Here is a 17,303-nt window from a genome sequence, read left to right on the forward strand (position 1 = left end):
TTATATTAAGTTTTAGTTATGTTATCAAGGTCTAGAATTCATATTCACTCCCCATTTTGAAGGTTTTGGCCCCATTACTATCCCAAGAGTTCCACCTTTAACTATATCCTTATACATTATATATGACTTGTCATAAGCCTTACCGTTAAGTCTCAATTTCTGAACATAGATATTGGTATCACTGTTGTTTATGGTATGTATAGTAAAATATCTGCCGCCGCCGACATTTATAATTGCAGAATCAAACAGGGGAGAGCCGATGATGTATTTTCCACCAGCAGGTTCAACCTGATATAAACCAATCGATGAAAGCACATACCACGCAGACATCTGCCCGACATCCTCGTTTCCACACAGTCCGTCAATGGAGTCACGATATAGCTTGTCCATAACATAGCGTAACTTCGGCGCTGCTTTCCAAGGCTGACCTACGTAATTATACATATATATAATGTGATGACTAGGTTCATTGCCATGAGCATATTGTCCTATAAGTCCTGAAATATCGGGAGAAGCCTCTGATCCAAGATCGCCATTAACAACAAACAAGGAGTCAAGTTTTGACACAAAACGCTTTTCACTGCCGAATGCCTTTACCAGTCCATGAACATCATGTGGCACTAACCATGTATATTGCCACGCATTGCCCTCGGTATAATCGTCTTGACGATGCACAGCATGGAATGGATTAAACGGTTTTCTGAATGTACCCTGAGACGTGACTCCACGCATGAAACCTGATTTCTTATCGAAATACTTATTATATGACAAACTGCGATTACTGAAGTATTTATAATCCTCTGGTTTTCCCAATTCCTTGGCTAGTTTGGCTATACATCCATCTGCCAAGGCATATTCTAATCCTTTTGAAACTGTTTCAAATGTTGGATCAAGATTACTAGGAATATAACCATATTTTTTCAACAGATTCATTCCTCGGTCATCAAGCATAGCTGATTTCTTTACAGCCGTAAATATAGCATTTTTGTCTACATCAAAGCCCTTCAATGCGATATCCGTCAACACAGGAATACCAGGATTACCAACCATACAATCAGTTTCGTTTCCCATTAAGTGCCAAACGGGAAGTTTTCCTTGTTGTTTGAAAATATTGAGCATTGTCTTTGCTATGTCTTTCTGCATCTCAGGATGAATAAGTGTAGAAAGAGGATGAGCAGCACGATATGTGTCCCAGAGAGAGAATGTGGTATAATTGATGAAATCGCCATGATAAACGTTACCGTCCGCTCCACGATAGTCACCATTCACATCACCAAATACAGATGGTGCTATCATTGTATGGTACATACTCGTATAGAATATGCGACGTGCGTGAGTGTTATCTGTTTTTATCGCTATCTTACCCAGTTCATCATTCCATGCTTTTTCAGCCGAATCCACAGTGGCATTAAAATCCCAACCGGGCAATTCTGCTTCTATATTTTTGCATGCGTTATCCGCACTTACCGCTGAAATCCCGACCTTTACCATTATCGGTTCATTACCATTATCAAATGAGAAAGCACAGATGCTATCACCATTTTGATGCAATATCTTTACTGGCTGTGAGAACACAATTGCAAAATACACTTTTTGATTCTTCGCCCAACCAGTAGACATACGGAAACCTGTAACCATATTCGGCCCCTCTTGCTTAAATCCACAAGAAGTCATTTTATCCCAACCTATACCTTGTTTGAGATTCATGATTATATTTCCGGTTTTAGCATTGGCGGGGAAACTGTAACGATGAAATCCCACACGTTTTGTAGCTGTCAGTTCCACATGTATCGCTGAATTCAACAATAGAGAATAATAGCCAGGACGGACATATTCCGCATTATGACTAAACAATGTGCTATCAACATTAACGTCAAGAGTCGGCAACAATGACACATCACCCAAATCTCCAACACCAGTACCACTAAGATGCATATGTCCAAATCCTACAATCACTGAATCACTATAATGGTAACCAGAACACCAGTCCCATCCACGTGTTTTTTCATTAGGTCCTAGCTGAACAAGTCCAAATGGGACATTAGCACCAAGAAACACATGTCCATGTCCTCCTGTTCCGATATATGGATCAACATATTGTGTATAATTCTGTGCAAATAAACCCAAAGGTATAAAAAGCAGTAGTAATAATAATTTCTTCATGACATTATTTTAATGTTAGTTTTGAATGTAAACGAATATCAGTAGACGAAGTACCTATTTGGATATCAAAATCACCCGGTTCTACTCTACGAGCCATATCAATACCAGTAAAAGCTAAATCATCATAGGTAATCAACATCTTAATATTCCTAGTTTCATTTTTATGAATATAAATACGAGTAAAATCTTTTAATTGCCTTACAGGTTGTACAACAGAAGATATTTCATCCGTAATATATAGCTGTGGAACTTCTTCACCATCCATATTACCCGTATTAGTAATATCAAATGAGACAGTATAACCTTTATCCAAATTCCCATTAATTAATAGATTTGAATATTTAAAAGAAGTATAACTCAAGCCGTACCCAAAAGGATAAAGCGGAGATGCTGACATCTCAACATAATTATGCACAGCAGGCTTTTTCTTATTATAATAAACTGGTAACTGCCCTATATTACGAGGTACACTAATAGGCAAACGGCCAGCAGGATTATAATCACCAAATAATACATCAGCTATTGCTAGTCCACCTTCTTGACCTGGATAATATGCGGTTATCAAGGCATCGGCATTCTGTGCCGCCCAAGTCTTATCAAGAGGACGTCCTTCTATATAAACCACAACCATAGGACGTCCTGTTTTTCTCAAAGCACTTAATAATTGATTTTGGCGTCCAAGTAAAGTCAATGACTCACGATCAAATCCCTCACCACAATCCATATCAGAGACGTGTTTATCATCAGTAATAGCTGCACCAGTTTCTTTATAACTTGTTTTAAAATCACGAGCACTAGACCCACCGACAGCTACAATCACAATATCCGAACGATTTGCTGCTTCAACAGCTTTATTTATTTCATTCAAAGTTGTATCACGGATATCACAACCTTTCACATATTCTACATTCTCAGCTGGCAGTTTTTTGTTTATTCCGGCAAGAATGGTCTTAACATTACTATCTTCTTGCGGAGCTGTATAATCACCCAACATATTATACTTATTATCAGCATTAGGGCCAATCACAGCTACATGCATATTTTTAGACAAAGGCAATATATTATTTTCATTTTTAAGTAGTGTTACAGAAGCTTGAGCTACACGATGGGCAACATCAATATTAGCAGCATCACGTACATACTTAGCTGCCATTTTCGGAGAAACATATGGATTTTCAAATAATCCCATCTGCATTTTCATTTTCAAGACTCTAGCCACAGCAGTATCAACAACAGCCTCTTTTATCTTGCCACTTTTGACAGCATCTGCCAAATGAATAAAAGCATTAGCGCCTAAATCGACATCTACACCAGCATTAACCGCTGCAACACCAGCATCTTCAATAGACGCAGCCACATCATGCGTACTGAAAATACCATCAATGCTATATAAGTCGGACACCACTAATCCTTTAAATTTCCAAATATTCCTCAAAACATTAGTAAGTAAAAAAGAATTAGAGGTGCAAGGAACTCCATCGATAGAATTATATGCTGTCATTACAGATAAAGCTCCTGCATCAATAGATTTACGAAAAGGTGGTAAAAAACAATCCATTAACTCGCGCTGTCCAATCAATGCTGGTCCCCCATTTTGTCCACCCTCAGGTATTCCATATGCAATAAAATGTTTAAGTGTTACCAGAGTACTTGTTGGTAATGACAAATTACCACCACCAAGTCCACGGACCTCAGCAGCTCCAATCTTAGCACTAAGTACAGGATCCTCTCCCATTGTCTCTTCCACTCGTGACCAACGCGGATCACGAGCTAGGTCTAAGACTGGACCGTAGCTTATATGTCCACCCTGTAATCTTATTTCTCTTGAGATTACATTTCCTGCTTCTTCTATCAGATTAGTATCCCAAGTTGCAGCCATTCCCAATCCTGTAGGAAATACTGTTGTTCCAATAGCCATGTGACCATGTGGGGCTTCTTCTGCTAGGAAAAGAGGAATTCCAAGACGAGTTTTCTCTATCGCATAACGTTGTAAAGCATTGCCTACTTTCGCAGCAAGCATGGGATTCAATCCATTAGATAATGTTTTACGTGTCCATGGGTCAGCACGGTATGCAGCCCATAACATACCCATTTGTTTGTCTTTAAGTTCTTCTATAAACTTATCTGAAACCATAGTCTTTTTACCATCAATGGTATAATAATCCCATGACATAGTACATAGCATCTGCCCTATTTTTTCTTTCAATGTCATACGAGATAGCAAATCCTGCACACGAATTTCTATTGGCAAGTTTTTATTGCGATAAGGCAATAAATCCTTTGCCTCAACAGCGATTATGCCATAACAAGACAAATAACCCAATAATATAAATCTCTGAATTTTATATTTCATATATATAAGACAATATAATTAAAGAAAACTATTATCCATTTATTTTTATAATTTCAGTAGTTTATGCTGATAGTGCTATATTTAGAATAGTTTTTAAAGGGCATGCCAAAAAATGGCACGCCCATCTTATTACCTCAGAACTAACACCTTAACCACCAAATTTATTCTGCATAAACTCCAAAACTACTAAGATTCATGTAATACTCTATCCATTGATTCGTTTCATCAAGACCAACAGTTATCTTGATATAACGACACGGCATTGCACCGTAAAAGACAGCCATTTTAGAAGACCAATCCTTAGCATACATATCGGCTGCATCAATACTTCCGCAATCTGTCCATTTCACATTATCGGAACTAATTTGACATGAGACTGATTTTAACGCATAATTACCAACATAAAAACCTGTAACTTTCTTCGTTTCTTGCATATCAATCACAAAAGTTCCCTTTTTTGCCGACATATTCCATTGAGCATCCCAACCACCGGAATACAGATTTTGAAATTCATCTGCATTAAATCCTGTTGCAGAAATACATTTCCATTTATCATGATCTGACAATTCGGTCCCTTTGATGTCAGAATTAAGCGCCTTTTTACGAATGCATCCTTCTTCTATTTTTAAAAGGAAATAACGAATTCCAGCATTTGTACTTGCCTTGCATTCTTTATTATCAGAACCAGTTATTACGATAGGTACTAAATATCCAGCTTTATCAATAAGTTTATCAAAAGAGGATTCAGGGACAGTTATTGTTACAGAATCCTCAGATGATAATGTGTCGGCAAGTATTGTTAAAGCAGACTTGTCCAACACGACAGTTCCTTCAGGAGCGGCAACATAAGAAGTACCATTTGCTTTATTATAAGATGCTACCAAAGATTCATCAATAGCCACATTAACATGTGTAGAAGTTGTAAACAAAGCCGTTGATTTCACAGAAAACTTTTTTGAAGCATCAGCAATATATCCTACAGGAGTTTTTGTTATTGAACCAACTGCCAAGATATTACTTTTATCAAAATACACACGTTCATGATCTATTCCTGGAAAATCATAATTGTCATCAGATCCACAAGAGACCAATATCACAGATGTCAGCAAAATGGCTCCACAGAACATCAATATATTTTTAATTTTCATAATCGTTCAATCTTAAATTATTAATTTAGAAAGGACATGGCTGATTATCAACCCACTGTGGAGTACCTGACGCAACAGCATCATATCCATGACCTGTAAGATCTTTCACAGTAGTTCCATTAATATCAGCACCATTAAAGCGCCAATAAGCCAAAAGTCCATCAGAAATAGGATCAACATAACAAACATTTGACTGGATATCCCCCACCGTCAACGCTTTCGACCAAATACGAGCTTCACTTATATATCCATTAAGATATCGTCCACCACAAGACATTCCTATATGAAAACCATTTTGATAGTCCCAAGACAAACATACAGGTCCATTAGCTGAGGTAGAACTTATCTCTACGCCATTCACATAAATCTTGATTGCAGCTCCATTATAAACTAAAGCCAAATGATACCATTTTCCTGTTGCAAAATGCGTTGGCAAAGTCATCGGATGGGCTGTTCCATGATCAGGATTTCCATCTGGGACACCTGTTTTACCGCCAGCTAACTGTAACTGATCAGGTCCGCAACTTACATCACCAAAACGAAGCAAGAAATCTTCTTCAATTCCCATCAATGATGAAATAAAAGGATTGGAATTTTGGAATTGATTCACATAGAATTTACATTCCAATGTTAATTGTGGCAATGATGCAACATTTGGATTCTTAATAAATGAAGGCACACTATAATAAGTACCATTCAATACTGCAGCCTTTGTACGTAACACATGATTAATTACAATGAATGCTGTGCGTGAAGCTTCCAGAACGTTCATTCCCTTTGATTCTGATATCATAACTGGAACACAATATGTAACGCCATTTTCAAACTTATCAGTAGAAGTGATACATAACTCTGCTTGCGAAGATATATTCTGACCACCTTTAATAACTACATCAGGATTTTCAAATTTATAACTTCCTTCTGGTAACATTTTATATTTGCGGTCATACTTTTTATTATAGGCGTCAAGCATTTCTGGGGCAACTTTCAATGTAACTTTTGCATCTTTATCAAGCTTATCAGTTGAAGTTACAGTAATACCCATCGATGCTGAATTGCCATCTAAAAGTAGAGAAGTCGTAGCCTGCGACTCAGTACCTGTTACATAAATGACATCATTATATTGCGGCCCGTCGTTACAACTAGTAATTATAATAGCCATGACAGACAATATTATTGATATTATATTTAATCTTTTCATATCTATATTATTTTAAAATAAGACTAATGAATTGCAGGATTCTGAATTTGAATACCTTTACGCATATTTTTATAAGGAGGGCTTAAATTGTAATCTCTATGACCATAAAAAGCGCCAAAGCCACCCTTTCTTCCTGTCGATGGTTCCCAAGCTGCGTATTCTAGCAATTTTCCTCCAGTTTGCCAATTATCACCAATATTTTCTGTAAACACTGTCTTTTCTATTGGGAAGCCGAGATCACTTGGAGAGCCGCCATATGTTTGGTTTACAAAATAACTAACATAAGACTCTATATCTATAGGAGGACGTTGACTATAAAAATCCACACAGAATAACATATTAGGTTTAGATGACTTAGGACCTATTTTTGAACCTATGTACTTACAAAAATAAGACATATTTTCACCACTCAATTTATCTCCTTCTGGCTCATAATCCAAATCTATACCGTCCAAATCATTCTCAAATATAGGTTTTAACAAATAGTCAGCATATGCCTCTAGTGCACGATGCCTCAAAGCTGTATCCCCTTTTTCGTAACTTATCTGAAAATCCTTATAAAACTTTTCATCGCCATATTGAGTCTTATTTTCAATTCTTATAATTGTAGGAACAATCATTTTGGTTCCTTTGGTTTTCTGAACCCAATGCATTTCCTGAGCTATTTTAGGATTATAGAAAGTGCGTAAATGTGTTGAATCATCAGAAGGAATACCACCCCATAATGAACAAATATCAAGACTATCAGGCAATCCAGCAAAACGAATCGCCAAAGAATGACTTTGTGAATAATCAGCAAACCACATCCATGCTATACTATGGTCAGAAGCTTTATAATCTCTTAGATTTTGATAATATAGATGAGAATATGTATATGGTGTCTGTATTTGTTCATTTTCAATATCATTATTACAGGCAGAAAAAAGGATTCCACCAGCAATAGATAAAAACATGCAAAATGTAGTTGCCTTAAATATTTTTGTTTTCATGTTATCAAGTTTTAATTTCATTATTTGTTTGCAACATCCCACCATAAACGCGTTCCGCCAGTATCTGCTCCTCCTAAAAGTTGCAGGGCTGCATTTACATTATCTGTATTATTTTCGTATTCGTTTTGCGGATAAGGCAGACGACGTATCTGTGTCTCTGTATTTATAGTACCACCACTATAATTAACTACATTCGGAAAGATCCTAGGATATCCAGTTCTGCGGAATTCAGTCCATGCTTCTTGACCATCAGGATATGTCGCGATATACTTCTGGGTAATAATACGTTCTAGTTTTTCTGCAGTGCCAGCATTTTCATTCCATGCAACAGTTATATTTCCAATAGCATTCGTACTATTATCATCACCAGACTTATCTTCATAATTGGCAGGTACATTAGTCGCATTCGTAATATATGAGCTGGCATCACCTGCCCCCCATTGTTCGAAGGAGCAACGTATTCCATCTTCATATAATTCCTTGGCTGTACCATTCATATTCCACCCTCTTAACGCACCCTCGGCACGAAGAAAATATACTTCTGCAGCATTAAACCAATACATACCTCCACCCTGTCCAAAAATCAATCTTGATAAAGGAGCATTTGTGTATTTTTGCTTAGTTACAATATCGATACCATTTCTAACTCCGTGATATTTGCCATCACTGGCAACCTGAAAATATTTGCCAATACGGGGATCATTATATCCATTCATATATGAATCAATAGTAGCACCCATGCGTACATCCTCAAAACTATTACAGATTTCCCATAATGGATTATTAAAAGATAAATCAGAGCTTTGAGTTAGTACTGCAGACTCTGACGACTTAGTCATAACTCCAACTTCGTTATTAATTGCTGCTTCTCCTTCATTTTTAGCCTTATCTGAATCTATTTCAGAAATGCGAACAGCCAAACGGAGACGAAGAGAATTACCAAACTTTATCCAATTCTCTATTTTGCCTTTATAAACGAAATCGTTGCTAGCCATCAAAGTCATTAAGTTATTTGTTTTCCACAACTGCGTAAGTGTAGTAATTGCAGAATCCAATTCGTTAAAGAACTGATAATATACTTCCTTTTGGCTATCATAAGAAACCTTTAAAGAACCTGTACCAAACTTTGTATAAGGTATTGGACCATACATATCAGTAACTCTTGACATTCCCTCAACTTTCATTATAGTAGCCATCGCATAAACACCAGGAGATTGAGTTTCAGCTACTTTTTTTATTGAAAGCCATGGATTCATTATATTTTGGTAGCTCTCATTAAATCCTGCACGATACCAATCTTCAGCAAGAGCATATGTCGTATTGTTTCGTCCGCTCTTCCAATTATTGGTAGCCCCCATAAATCCAGAATACACATCACCCGCCAAACCTTGAATGATCTGATAATTACCCGTTTTATCCTTACCGCAAGTCATGATATTTTGTTCCATTTGAATAAATAAAGAACCTGTTTTCAAATTATCACGATTCATCTGTTCTTCTGTTGCCTCATAAGGATTAACATTCCACTCATCGTATTTGCTGGTACAACTTGTGAAAATCAATGCGCCAAATGCAAGCCAGACTATAGTATTTGATTTTATATTTGTTTTCATTTTGTGCCTCCTTATTAAAAATTAAGTTTTACAGAGAATCCAAGACTGCGCAGACTAGGCTGCATAAAATAATCTATGCCCTGATAATATGTTCCAGTGCTAGCAGTAAGTTCTGGATCAAATGGAGCTTTATGATAGAACATAAATAAATTATGTGCTATAAAAGCTACATTCATCCCTTTTATCCAATGAACATATCTGTTTATTGGCAAATCATATCCCAAAGATAACTCTGCTAAACGAACATTTGTTGCACTATAAACATATTGTGAACCAACACCTGAAGTTCCGCCACCAATAGTTGTATACCATCCTTTTGCTGGAATAAGACTACCATTAACCATTGCACCACCTGCATCACGAGCTTCAGCCGAGGCTTTTGATACACCATAAGCATCCATTATTGCTTGTGTTATTGAAACAACACGTCCGCCAACTCTTGCATTAATGAGAAAACTAAGATCAATACCATTCCAAGAAAATTCATTACGCCAACCGAGATTATACAAAGGATTTACATTACCTGCATATATCCACTTATTCTGATCTTTCTCTACCGTTTTCTGAGTATAGTCGACAATAATATATCCATGTTCATCTGTCTTCAGACTAGTAACATAAATATCTCCCATACTGCCACCTTCCGTCAATTTTGTCTTTACTGCATCTGTTCCTCCCATATCCATATCCGTCATATTTATAACCTCACCATCTGGAGCAACATAATTATGTAATAGTTTCCGTATTTTATTACGATTAAGAGAATAGACTAACCCTGTATTCCACTCAACTGGTCCTAGCATTTGCTTAAATCCAATTGAAGCCTCTAAGCCCTTATTATCAACTCTTCCAGCATTTACATATAAGCTGCTGTAACCAGACGTTGAAGACAATGTAGGATTAAAAAGTTGATTATATGTTTTTGTATAATATAGTGACAAATCAAATTTTAATCTTCCTTCAAAAAATTGAGAGCTTAAACCTACTTCATAACTCTTTGTACGCTCTGGTTTCAAGTTCTTGTTTGGAAGAAATGTCGTTGTACTTGGATAACCTTGAGACAAAGGATATGTTGCTGTAGTAAGGAAACGCGTTGGGGCATTACCAACCTCAGAATAAGAGAAACGAGTTTTAAAAAAAGAAAGTGCATTGCTTTTTATATTAAACAAGTCTGTCCATATTGCCGAAACACCAACTGATGGATAGAATATAGACTTAGCACCAGTACCAGCAAGAGAGGAAATCCAGTCATTACGTCCAGTAAGATCCATGTATAGACGCCCCTTCCATCCAAGCTGAGCTGTCGCAAAAATAGCCTGTTGATTATCATGATAGCCTTTCTGGTCAGGTTTTGCTGTTGCCATATTCAAATTGCCTATAGAAAACAGATTTGAGACACTTTGCAAATTTCCACCTAAAGAAGTATAGTCATATTTTACGTCTTGCATACTTGTACCCAAGTTTGCCATTAATGAAAAGTCACCAATATACTTATTAATGTTAAGCATGACATCTGTATATATTTGATGAGTATATGAATCATCCTTATAATATGCTCCATATTTTCCAGCAAAGAGTCCACTTGTAGATGCATCATATTTTTTTTCAAATATACTTGTACTATAATCTAATCTGACTCTACCAGCAATATTGAGCCAGCTAGTAATATTATATTTCAAAGCCCCACTCATCAAATAACGATCTTTATGGTTTACAAAGTTATCACTATTAATAATCCAGAAGGGGTTTTGCATCTGGAATCCCTGATCTCCATAAGGCCAATACTGTGTTTGGAAATTTCGGTCTGCGTCATAACGTTTATAAGCCTTATATTTGTTTATGTCATCACCCTGAGGAAAGAGATATATAGGAACAAGAGGATTAAAATATTGCCCTTGAGCCAGCATATTCTGTTCTTTTGTACTCATATACATAGCACTAAGATCCATATTAAGTTTATCATTTAAGAATGAAGAACTATTACGAATGGCAAAATTGTAACGACTCAAATCATTATTTTGTATAATACCACCAGCATTAGTTGAAGATGCGGATATATATGTCTGATTTTTTTCATTTCCTGTTGACAAACTTATAGCATTAACTTCATTATATCCTGTACGGAAGAAATCCTCTGGATCATAAGTACTTGGTTCTGTTAATTTTTCTCCCCAACTTTGATAAGACCCTGCCTCAGATCCATATTCATGCTGGAATTCCGGCATTATAAATGGAGAATAAAACTGTGTACTATTGCTATAATTAACAGAAAAATGATTTTTTGAACCTTTTTTTGTGGTAATCATTACCACACCATTAGCAGCTTCACTACCATAAAGTGCAGCACCAGATGCACCGCTAAGAACAGATATACTTTCAATATCTTCAGGATTTATCATTGAAATACCATCACCACTCTGTCCCATTCCTGAAAACAAATCAGTTGGTTGAGTTGTCTGAAGTGAAGGCAAAGGTATTCCATCAACTACATAAAGTGCATTATTATTTCCAGATATAGATTTTGTACCACGCATAACAACACGCGCAGACCCACCTACACCTGAAGAAGAAGAATTTATGGTGACACCAGCTATTTTACCATTTAGTGAATTTACAAAATTAGCATCTTTTACACCTGTCAATTCTGATGCGTTAAGTTGTTGTACATTATAAGAAAGAGCTTTAGATTCTTTTCTTATACCCAATGCGGTAACAACGACTTCTCCAATAGTTTTTTGGTCCTCAATCATTGATATATTAAGATTTGAATTGTTTGCACGAGCTTCACGAGTAACAAAGCCAACATAAGAGAATTCAAGTCTTTCACCTTCATTGATTGTTATTGAATAATTACCGTCAATATCAGTTACAGCAGCATTATTGGTACCTTTGACTCTAACACTTACACCTGTAAGTGGTTCTCCCTTTGAGTCAACAACACGTCCGCTTACACTCTTCTTCTGTCCAAGGTCTACAGATCTAACTTTTTTAGGTTCTGCTTGTGTAATTATAATATGACGTGCTGAAATTGTATATTCCAATCCAGAGCCGCGTAACATTTGCAAAAGAGCCTCTTGTAGAGAAACTTTTTTTGCATTCAACACTAGTATCTTGTTTAGGTCTATGGTATTTTGTCCATAATCTACAGACATATTTGTTTGTTTTTCAATTGTCTGCATCAAATTCTGAACAGTGACTTTGTTTGTTCTCAATTTTATGGTTTGAGCATTGACAGTCACTGTTGCCGAAAGAATGAAGGCTAATATAGCAAGATGCCTTTTACCATTCATTACTTTTAAGGTTTTAGTGAAAAATAGATTCATATTTTTGTATTAGAATATTGATTATTAATTTACTGAGCTTACTAGGCTTATATGTTAGTTTATTTATTCTTTAGTCATACTTTCTCCTTTCTGTTTTATAAAGTTTAATTACCTTGCCTTGACGGCTATATTTTAAATCTTTCGAAAGTTCAGATATTACGTCCATAACATCGGTAACAGTTTCCTGTGGACAAAAATTCATTGTATAACGACGAGATAAATCCACAGATGGTGATATTCTGAATCTCACATTATATTTATGTTCCAACGTAAACAATATTTCTTCAAGCGTCTGTTGTTCAAAATTCAAACTACCTTTTATCCAACAATTATATTTATCAGCATCTACATTATTCTTCACAATTTGTCCATTCTGCCTATCGTATGTAGCTTGTTCTCCTGGAAGCAAAGTTGCTTCTGAATGAGAGTCATACACTTTTACTTTACCTTCTTCAAGTGTTGTCACTATGTTTTTATCATTAGTATATGCTTTCACATTAAAATGAGTTCCTAATACCTTTACTTTAAGTTTTCCTATATTAACAATAAAAGGACGTTCAGGATCATGTGTCACCGCAAAATGAGCCTCACCTTGAAGATAAACATTACGTATACCCTTATCTGTTCTAAACTCACGAGGATATAAGAAATAAGTACCTCCATTAGCTGTAATGACTGTTCCATCAGAAAGTTTTATATGTCCTGTTTGACCATCAGGAACACAATATTCTACCATCTCACCTGCATTACTATAATGATTAGCCGCATACAGCCATGTAAATAAAGCAACAACTATTGGAAGTATAAAAATTGCAGCATAACGTAAAACTAGACGAACTACACGCAGGCGATTACGCCTTGCTTCATAAGTGTCACGTCTCTCATGAAATGTCATCAATGAATCCTCTATTTCAGAATCATCACCTTCCGTTTGTTCCCATATATTTTGAAAAGCAGAATCTTTTTCATCGGCATCCTTATCGCTTAGGAGCCACTGAATTACAGAACTGCGATATCGCAATGGTATTATGCCATCGGCTAAATCACGTATTATTTTATATGCTATTTTGTTGTTCATGGATTTGACCTTTTACAATAATAAGAGTAAAAAGTTCCATGTCACACGTAATCACATTCTCTTAAAAAGAGTTAAAATTAAGATTAAAGGAAGAACTTTCCGTAATTCTGATAATGCTAAAGATATATGAGTTTCAACTGTACGCTTGCTTATATTAAGAGTTTTGGCTATTTCAGAATTAGACAATCCGTCAATTCTACTCATTACAAAGACTCGTCTTCTCTGTTCTGGCATTTTATTTACAGCTGCACTAATCATCGCCTCAAGTTCCTCACGATACATGTTATCAACAACCGAAGCCGATTCATCCTCTATTTTATCATCTACTTCCGTTGACATTTCCCGCAAAGAATCTTTGAGATAATGCAATGCTGCATTACGTGCAATAGTAAACATATAAGCCTTAAAATTTTTAATATCAGCAAGTGACTGTTTGCGTACCCATAAATTAAGGAAAATATCTTGAGTTATATTTTCTGCCATATTCTCGTCCTTGCAAAAATTAAGCACAAAATACTTTATCTTTGGAAAGTAATTCACAAAGATAACATCAAAAGCATGTTCATCTCCTTTAGAAAGAGCTGATATTAAAAAATCTTCAGTATTCAATTTTGCAAACAGTGCGTTTATCATGTACTCCATGCAAATGTATAAAAATAAATGCACCAAACAAAAGTTTAAGGTAAAAACATTTATATTTATATAAAAAATATTATATTACTTCACTAGAATCTCTTAATTGTTTATTGGCTACAATATTAAACCATAAAATCCGAAATATTACTTATCTAACGTTTTTTAAATTAATTGAATACTCTTAGTCATAATATAATCCATTAAAAGTCCTGACACCAAATGAAGTGCTCCCCGAAAGTTTTTCAATTAACTTTCGGGGAGCATATAAAAAAAATAATTGTAGTTTTTATTTTGCGTATACTTTATATTCTTTCCCAGCTATAGTCATTATATCGTATTCGTACGCTTTCATAAATTCTGGGTGTTTAAGCTTTGCCTCTGATGAAACAACAGGTTGCTTGCCCGATACGATATCGTATAAATGGTTGGGATTCACACCCTTCGCAACTTTCAAATCCTTTCCAGTCAATGGAACATATGATCGCAGGCGAAGATTACCACCTATGGTTGACTTTACCTCTATTTTTTTAATCTTATTATCCTTCCATTGCATAGCTACTTCAAATCCACCTCTAGCTTTAAGTCCCTTCACATTACCCGAATGCCACTCGTCTGGCAAAGCTGGTAATACATGTACTGCTCCATCATGACTCTGCAAAAGCATTTCTGCAATACCAGCAGTAAAACCAAAATTACCATCAATTTGGAATGGAGGATGCGCATCAAACAGATTAGGATACATTCTACCATGAGGGTATTCTCTTGCCACATTGTCAGAAGGCAAGATATCTAGAAGACATTTTATAAGTTTATAAGCGTGATTTCCATCGAGGAGTCGAGCCCAAAGATTTATTTTCCAACCTATACTCCAGCCTGTCGCTTCATCACCCCTTTGCAAAAGTGTATTCTTAACGGCCTCGAAGAGTTGCGGAGTACGGGTTGCCGAGATCTGACTGCTTGGGAAAAGTCCGTATGCATGAGATACATGACGATGATTGTCATGAGGATCGTCTGCATCTTCTAGCCATTCCTGCAACTGACCATATCGTCCTATCTGCATAGGGGGGAGCTTCGTTAATCTATCTTTAAGACTGTCAATGTATTCCTGTGGTTCTTTCAAAATCTCAGAAGCTTGCAAAGCATTACTTAATACATCGAAAGCTATCTGATTATCCATAGTACAACCTGCTACTACAGACGAAGCTCCATGTGGTCCATGTTCTGGAGATATACTAGGACAAGTAACCATCCAACCATACTTAGGATGCTTAACCATTGCTGTTAAATAGAAATCGGCAGCCCCTTTCAGTTGAGGATAAACATTTTCTAGATATCCTTTATCACCATTGAAAAGATAGCGTTGCCAAAGATGAGTACTCAACCATCCTGCTCCATTAGGCCATATTCCCCAAGTGGCACCGTCAACCATTCCTGTAGAACGCCAGATGTCTGTATTGTGATGAGCAACATAGCCCTTTGCACCATACATTTCAGCAGCAGTTTTCCTACCAGTAACGCTAATATCCTTTACCAATTGAATTAAAGGAAGTTCCGTTTCAGAAAGATTAGTGGTCTGTGCAGGCCAATAATTCATTTCAGTATTTATGTTGATAGTATATTTTCCATCCCAAGGAGCATTAAGGTTATCATTCCAAAGACCTTGCAAATTAGCTGCTTGACCACCTGGCTGAGAAGAAGAAATCAAAAGGTATCTGCCATATTGAAAAACCAAAGAGACAAATGAAGGATCATTATCTTTATTGAAATCAGCAAGTCTCTTGTCTGTAGGCTTATTTATATCGGCAGTACATGGTAAATCCAACGACACTCTGCCAAATTGTTTTTTATAGTAATCTACATGATTTACGATAGCCGTAGGGAAATTGTTTTTCATTGCATTCTTGAGCAACGTCACCGACTTTTCTGTTTCATCACCGCTAATATCATGATAGTTCACGAAATTTGTGGCAGAAGATAAATACAGAACTACATCCGAAGCATTTGATACAATAAGTCTTGAACTTGTTAATTCCGTTTTTCCGCCTTTATTCTTCACGTCCAAAACAGTCTGCATACGTATTTTTCCTTCTACGCCTTCATGTGACAGACATTTACCTTTCAAAACCAGTCGTCCGTCTTCTAAACCCACACTATGTGGAAGGGGAGAATCATAACTTGCATTAAAAGATATGGAATGCGGTTTACTTGCAGAAATGTGTATTATGATAACGTTATCTGTAAAAGAAGATATGACTTCTCGTTTATACGTCACTCCATCAATCTCGAATTTTGTAGTAGCAACAGCTCTGCTAAGATCCAACTCACGTCGATACGAAGTTGGTTTGCCAACAAATGGAGCATCTATTAGCAGACTTCCCACCGTCTCATACGGCATACCATGCTGTCCCGTCATAAAATACATGTTAATCATTTGCTCGGCACTACGTGTGTCCCCTGTAAAAATGAGGTTACGTATTTTTGTCAGGGTATCAGGATTTATAGCCCTATAATTATTATAAGGAGAACCTCCCCACACAGTGTTTTCATTAAGCTGAATTCGCTCATGATTAACACCTCCATAAATCATAGCGCCCATACGACCGTTACCAACAGGTAACGCTTCCTGCCAAATTGCAGCTGGTCTGTTATACCATAAATTCAAGTCTGCTGAATAGGTATTCAAAGACATCATTGAAAACAGCAATGGAATTATTGTTTTAGCATTCATATTCACAATTTTATAACTATACAATAACTTTAAAATTGTATGCAAATTTATACAAAATAAATGGTTTTTCA

10 protein-coding genes are annotated in these 17,303 nt (G+C 36.3%); all 10 read right to left on the reverse strand.

The window, feature by feature from the left end:
- Nucleotides 1-24 precede the first annotated feature (24 nt).
- The 10 genes from HEQ28_RS08000 to HEQ28_RS08045 all read right to left on the reverse strand — a co-directional run bounded on the left by HEQ28_RS08000 (nucleotide 25) and on the right by HEQ28_RS08045 (nucleotide 17,232).
- Nucleotides 25-2,163, reverse strand: a complete 2,139-nt coding sequence (locus HEQ28_RS08000; RefSeq protein ID WP_434501746.1) for a GH92 family glycosyl hydrolase — start codon at nucleotides 2,161-2,163, stop codon at nucleotides 25-27.
- A gap of 4 nt (nucleotides 2,164-2,167) precedes the next feature.
- On the reverse strand, nucleotides 2,168-4,516 hold the full coding sequence (locus HEQ28_RS08005) for a glycoside hydrolase family 3 N-terminal domain-containing protein (RefSeq protein WP_434501747.1): 2,349 nt from the start codon (nucleotides 4,514-4,516) through the stop codon (nucleotides 2,168-2,170).
- A gap of 161 nt (nucleotides 4,517-4,677) precedes the next feature.
- On the reverse strand, nucleotides 4,678-5,664 hold the full coding sequence (locus tag HEQ28_RS08010; RefSeq protein ID WP_434501748.1) for a BT_3987 domain-containing protein: 987 nt from the start codon (nucleotides 5,662-5,664) through the stop codon (nucleotides 4,678-4,680).
- 25 nt (nucleotides 5,665-5,689) lie between these two features.
- On the reverse strand, nucleotides 5,690-6,865 hold the full coding sequence (locus HEQ28_RS08015) for a DUF1735 and LamG domain-containing protein (RefSeq protein WP_434501749.1): 1,176 nt from the start codon (nucleotides 6,863-6,865) through the stop codon (nucleotides 5,690-5,692).
- A gap of 23 nt (nucleotides 6,866-6,888) precedes the next feature.
- Nucleotides 6,889-7,854 carry a glycoside hydrolase family 18 gene (locus tag HEQ28_RS08020; RefSeq protein WP_434501750.1) on the reverse strand — a complete coding sequence of 322 codons (966 nt, stop codon included), beginning with the start codon at nucleotides 7,852-7,854 and terminating at the stop codon, nucleotides 6,889-6,891.
- Nucleotides 7,855-7,874: 20 nt separating this feature from the next.
- On the reverse strand, nucleotides 7,875-9,467 hold the full coding sequence (locus HEQ28_RS08025) for a RagB/SusD family nutrient uptake outer membrane protein (protein WP_434501751.1): 1,593 nt from the start codon (nucleotides 9,465-9,467) through the stop codon (nucleotides 7,875-7,877).
- A 14-nt stretch (nucleotides 9,468-9,481) separates the two neighbouring features.
- Nucleotides 9,482-12,790 carry a SusC/RagA family TonB-linked outer membrane protein gene (locus HEQ28_RS08030; protein ID WP_434501752.1) on the reverse strand — a complete coding sequence of 1,103 codons (3,309 nt, stop codon included), beginning with the start codon at nucleotides 12,788-12,790 and terminating at the stop codon, nucleotides 9,482-9,484.
- Nucleotides 12,791-12,860: 70 nt separating this feature from the next.
- Complete coding sequence (locus HEQ28_RS08035) at nucleotides 12,861-13,868, reverse strand: FecR family protein (protein ID WP_434501753.1); 1,008 nt, start codon at nucleotides 13,866-13,868, stop codon at nucleotides 12,861-12,863.
- A gap of 51 nt (nucleotides 13,869-13,919) precedes the next feature.
- Nucleotides 13,920-14,477, reverse strand: coding sequence for an RNA polymerase sigma-70 factor (locus HEQ28_RS08040; protein ID WP_434501754.1), 558 nt, complete (start codon nucleotides 14,475-14,477; stop codon nucleotides 13,920-13,922).
- A 313-nt stretch (nucleotides 14,478-14,790) separates the two neighbouring features.
- Nucleotides 14,791-17,232, reverse strand: a complete 2,442-nt coding sequence (locus HEQ28_RS08045; protein ID WP_434501755.1) for a glycoside hydrolase family 95 protein — start codon at nucleotides 17,230-17,232, stop codon at nucleotides 14,791-14,793.
- Between the last annotated feature and the right edge of the window lie 71 nt (nucleotides 17,233-17,303).

The sequence above is a fragment of the Prevotella sp. genome, from assembly GCF_051059605.1.
Taxonomy (GTDB): Bacteria; Bacteroidota; Bacteroidia; order Bacteroidales; family Bacteroidaceae; genus Prevotella.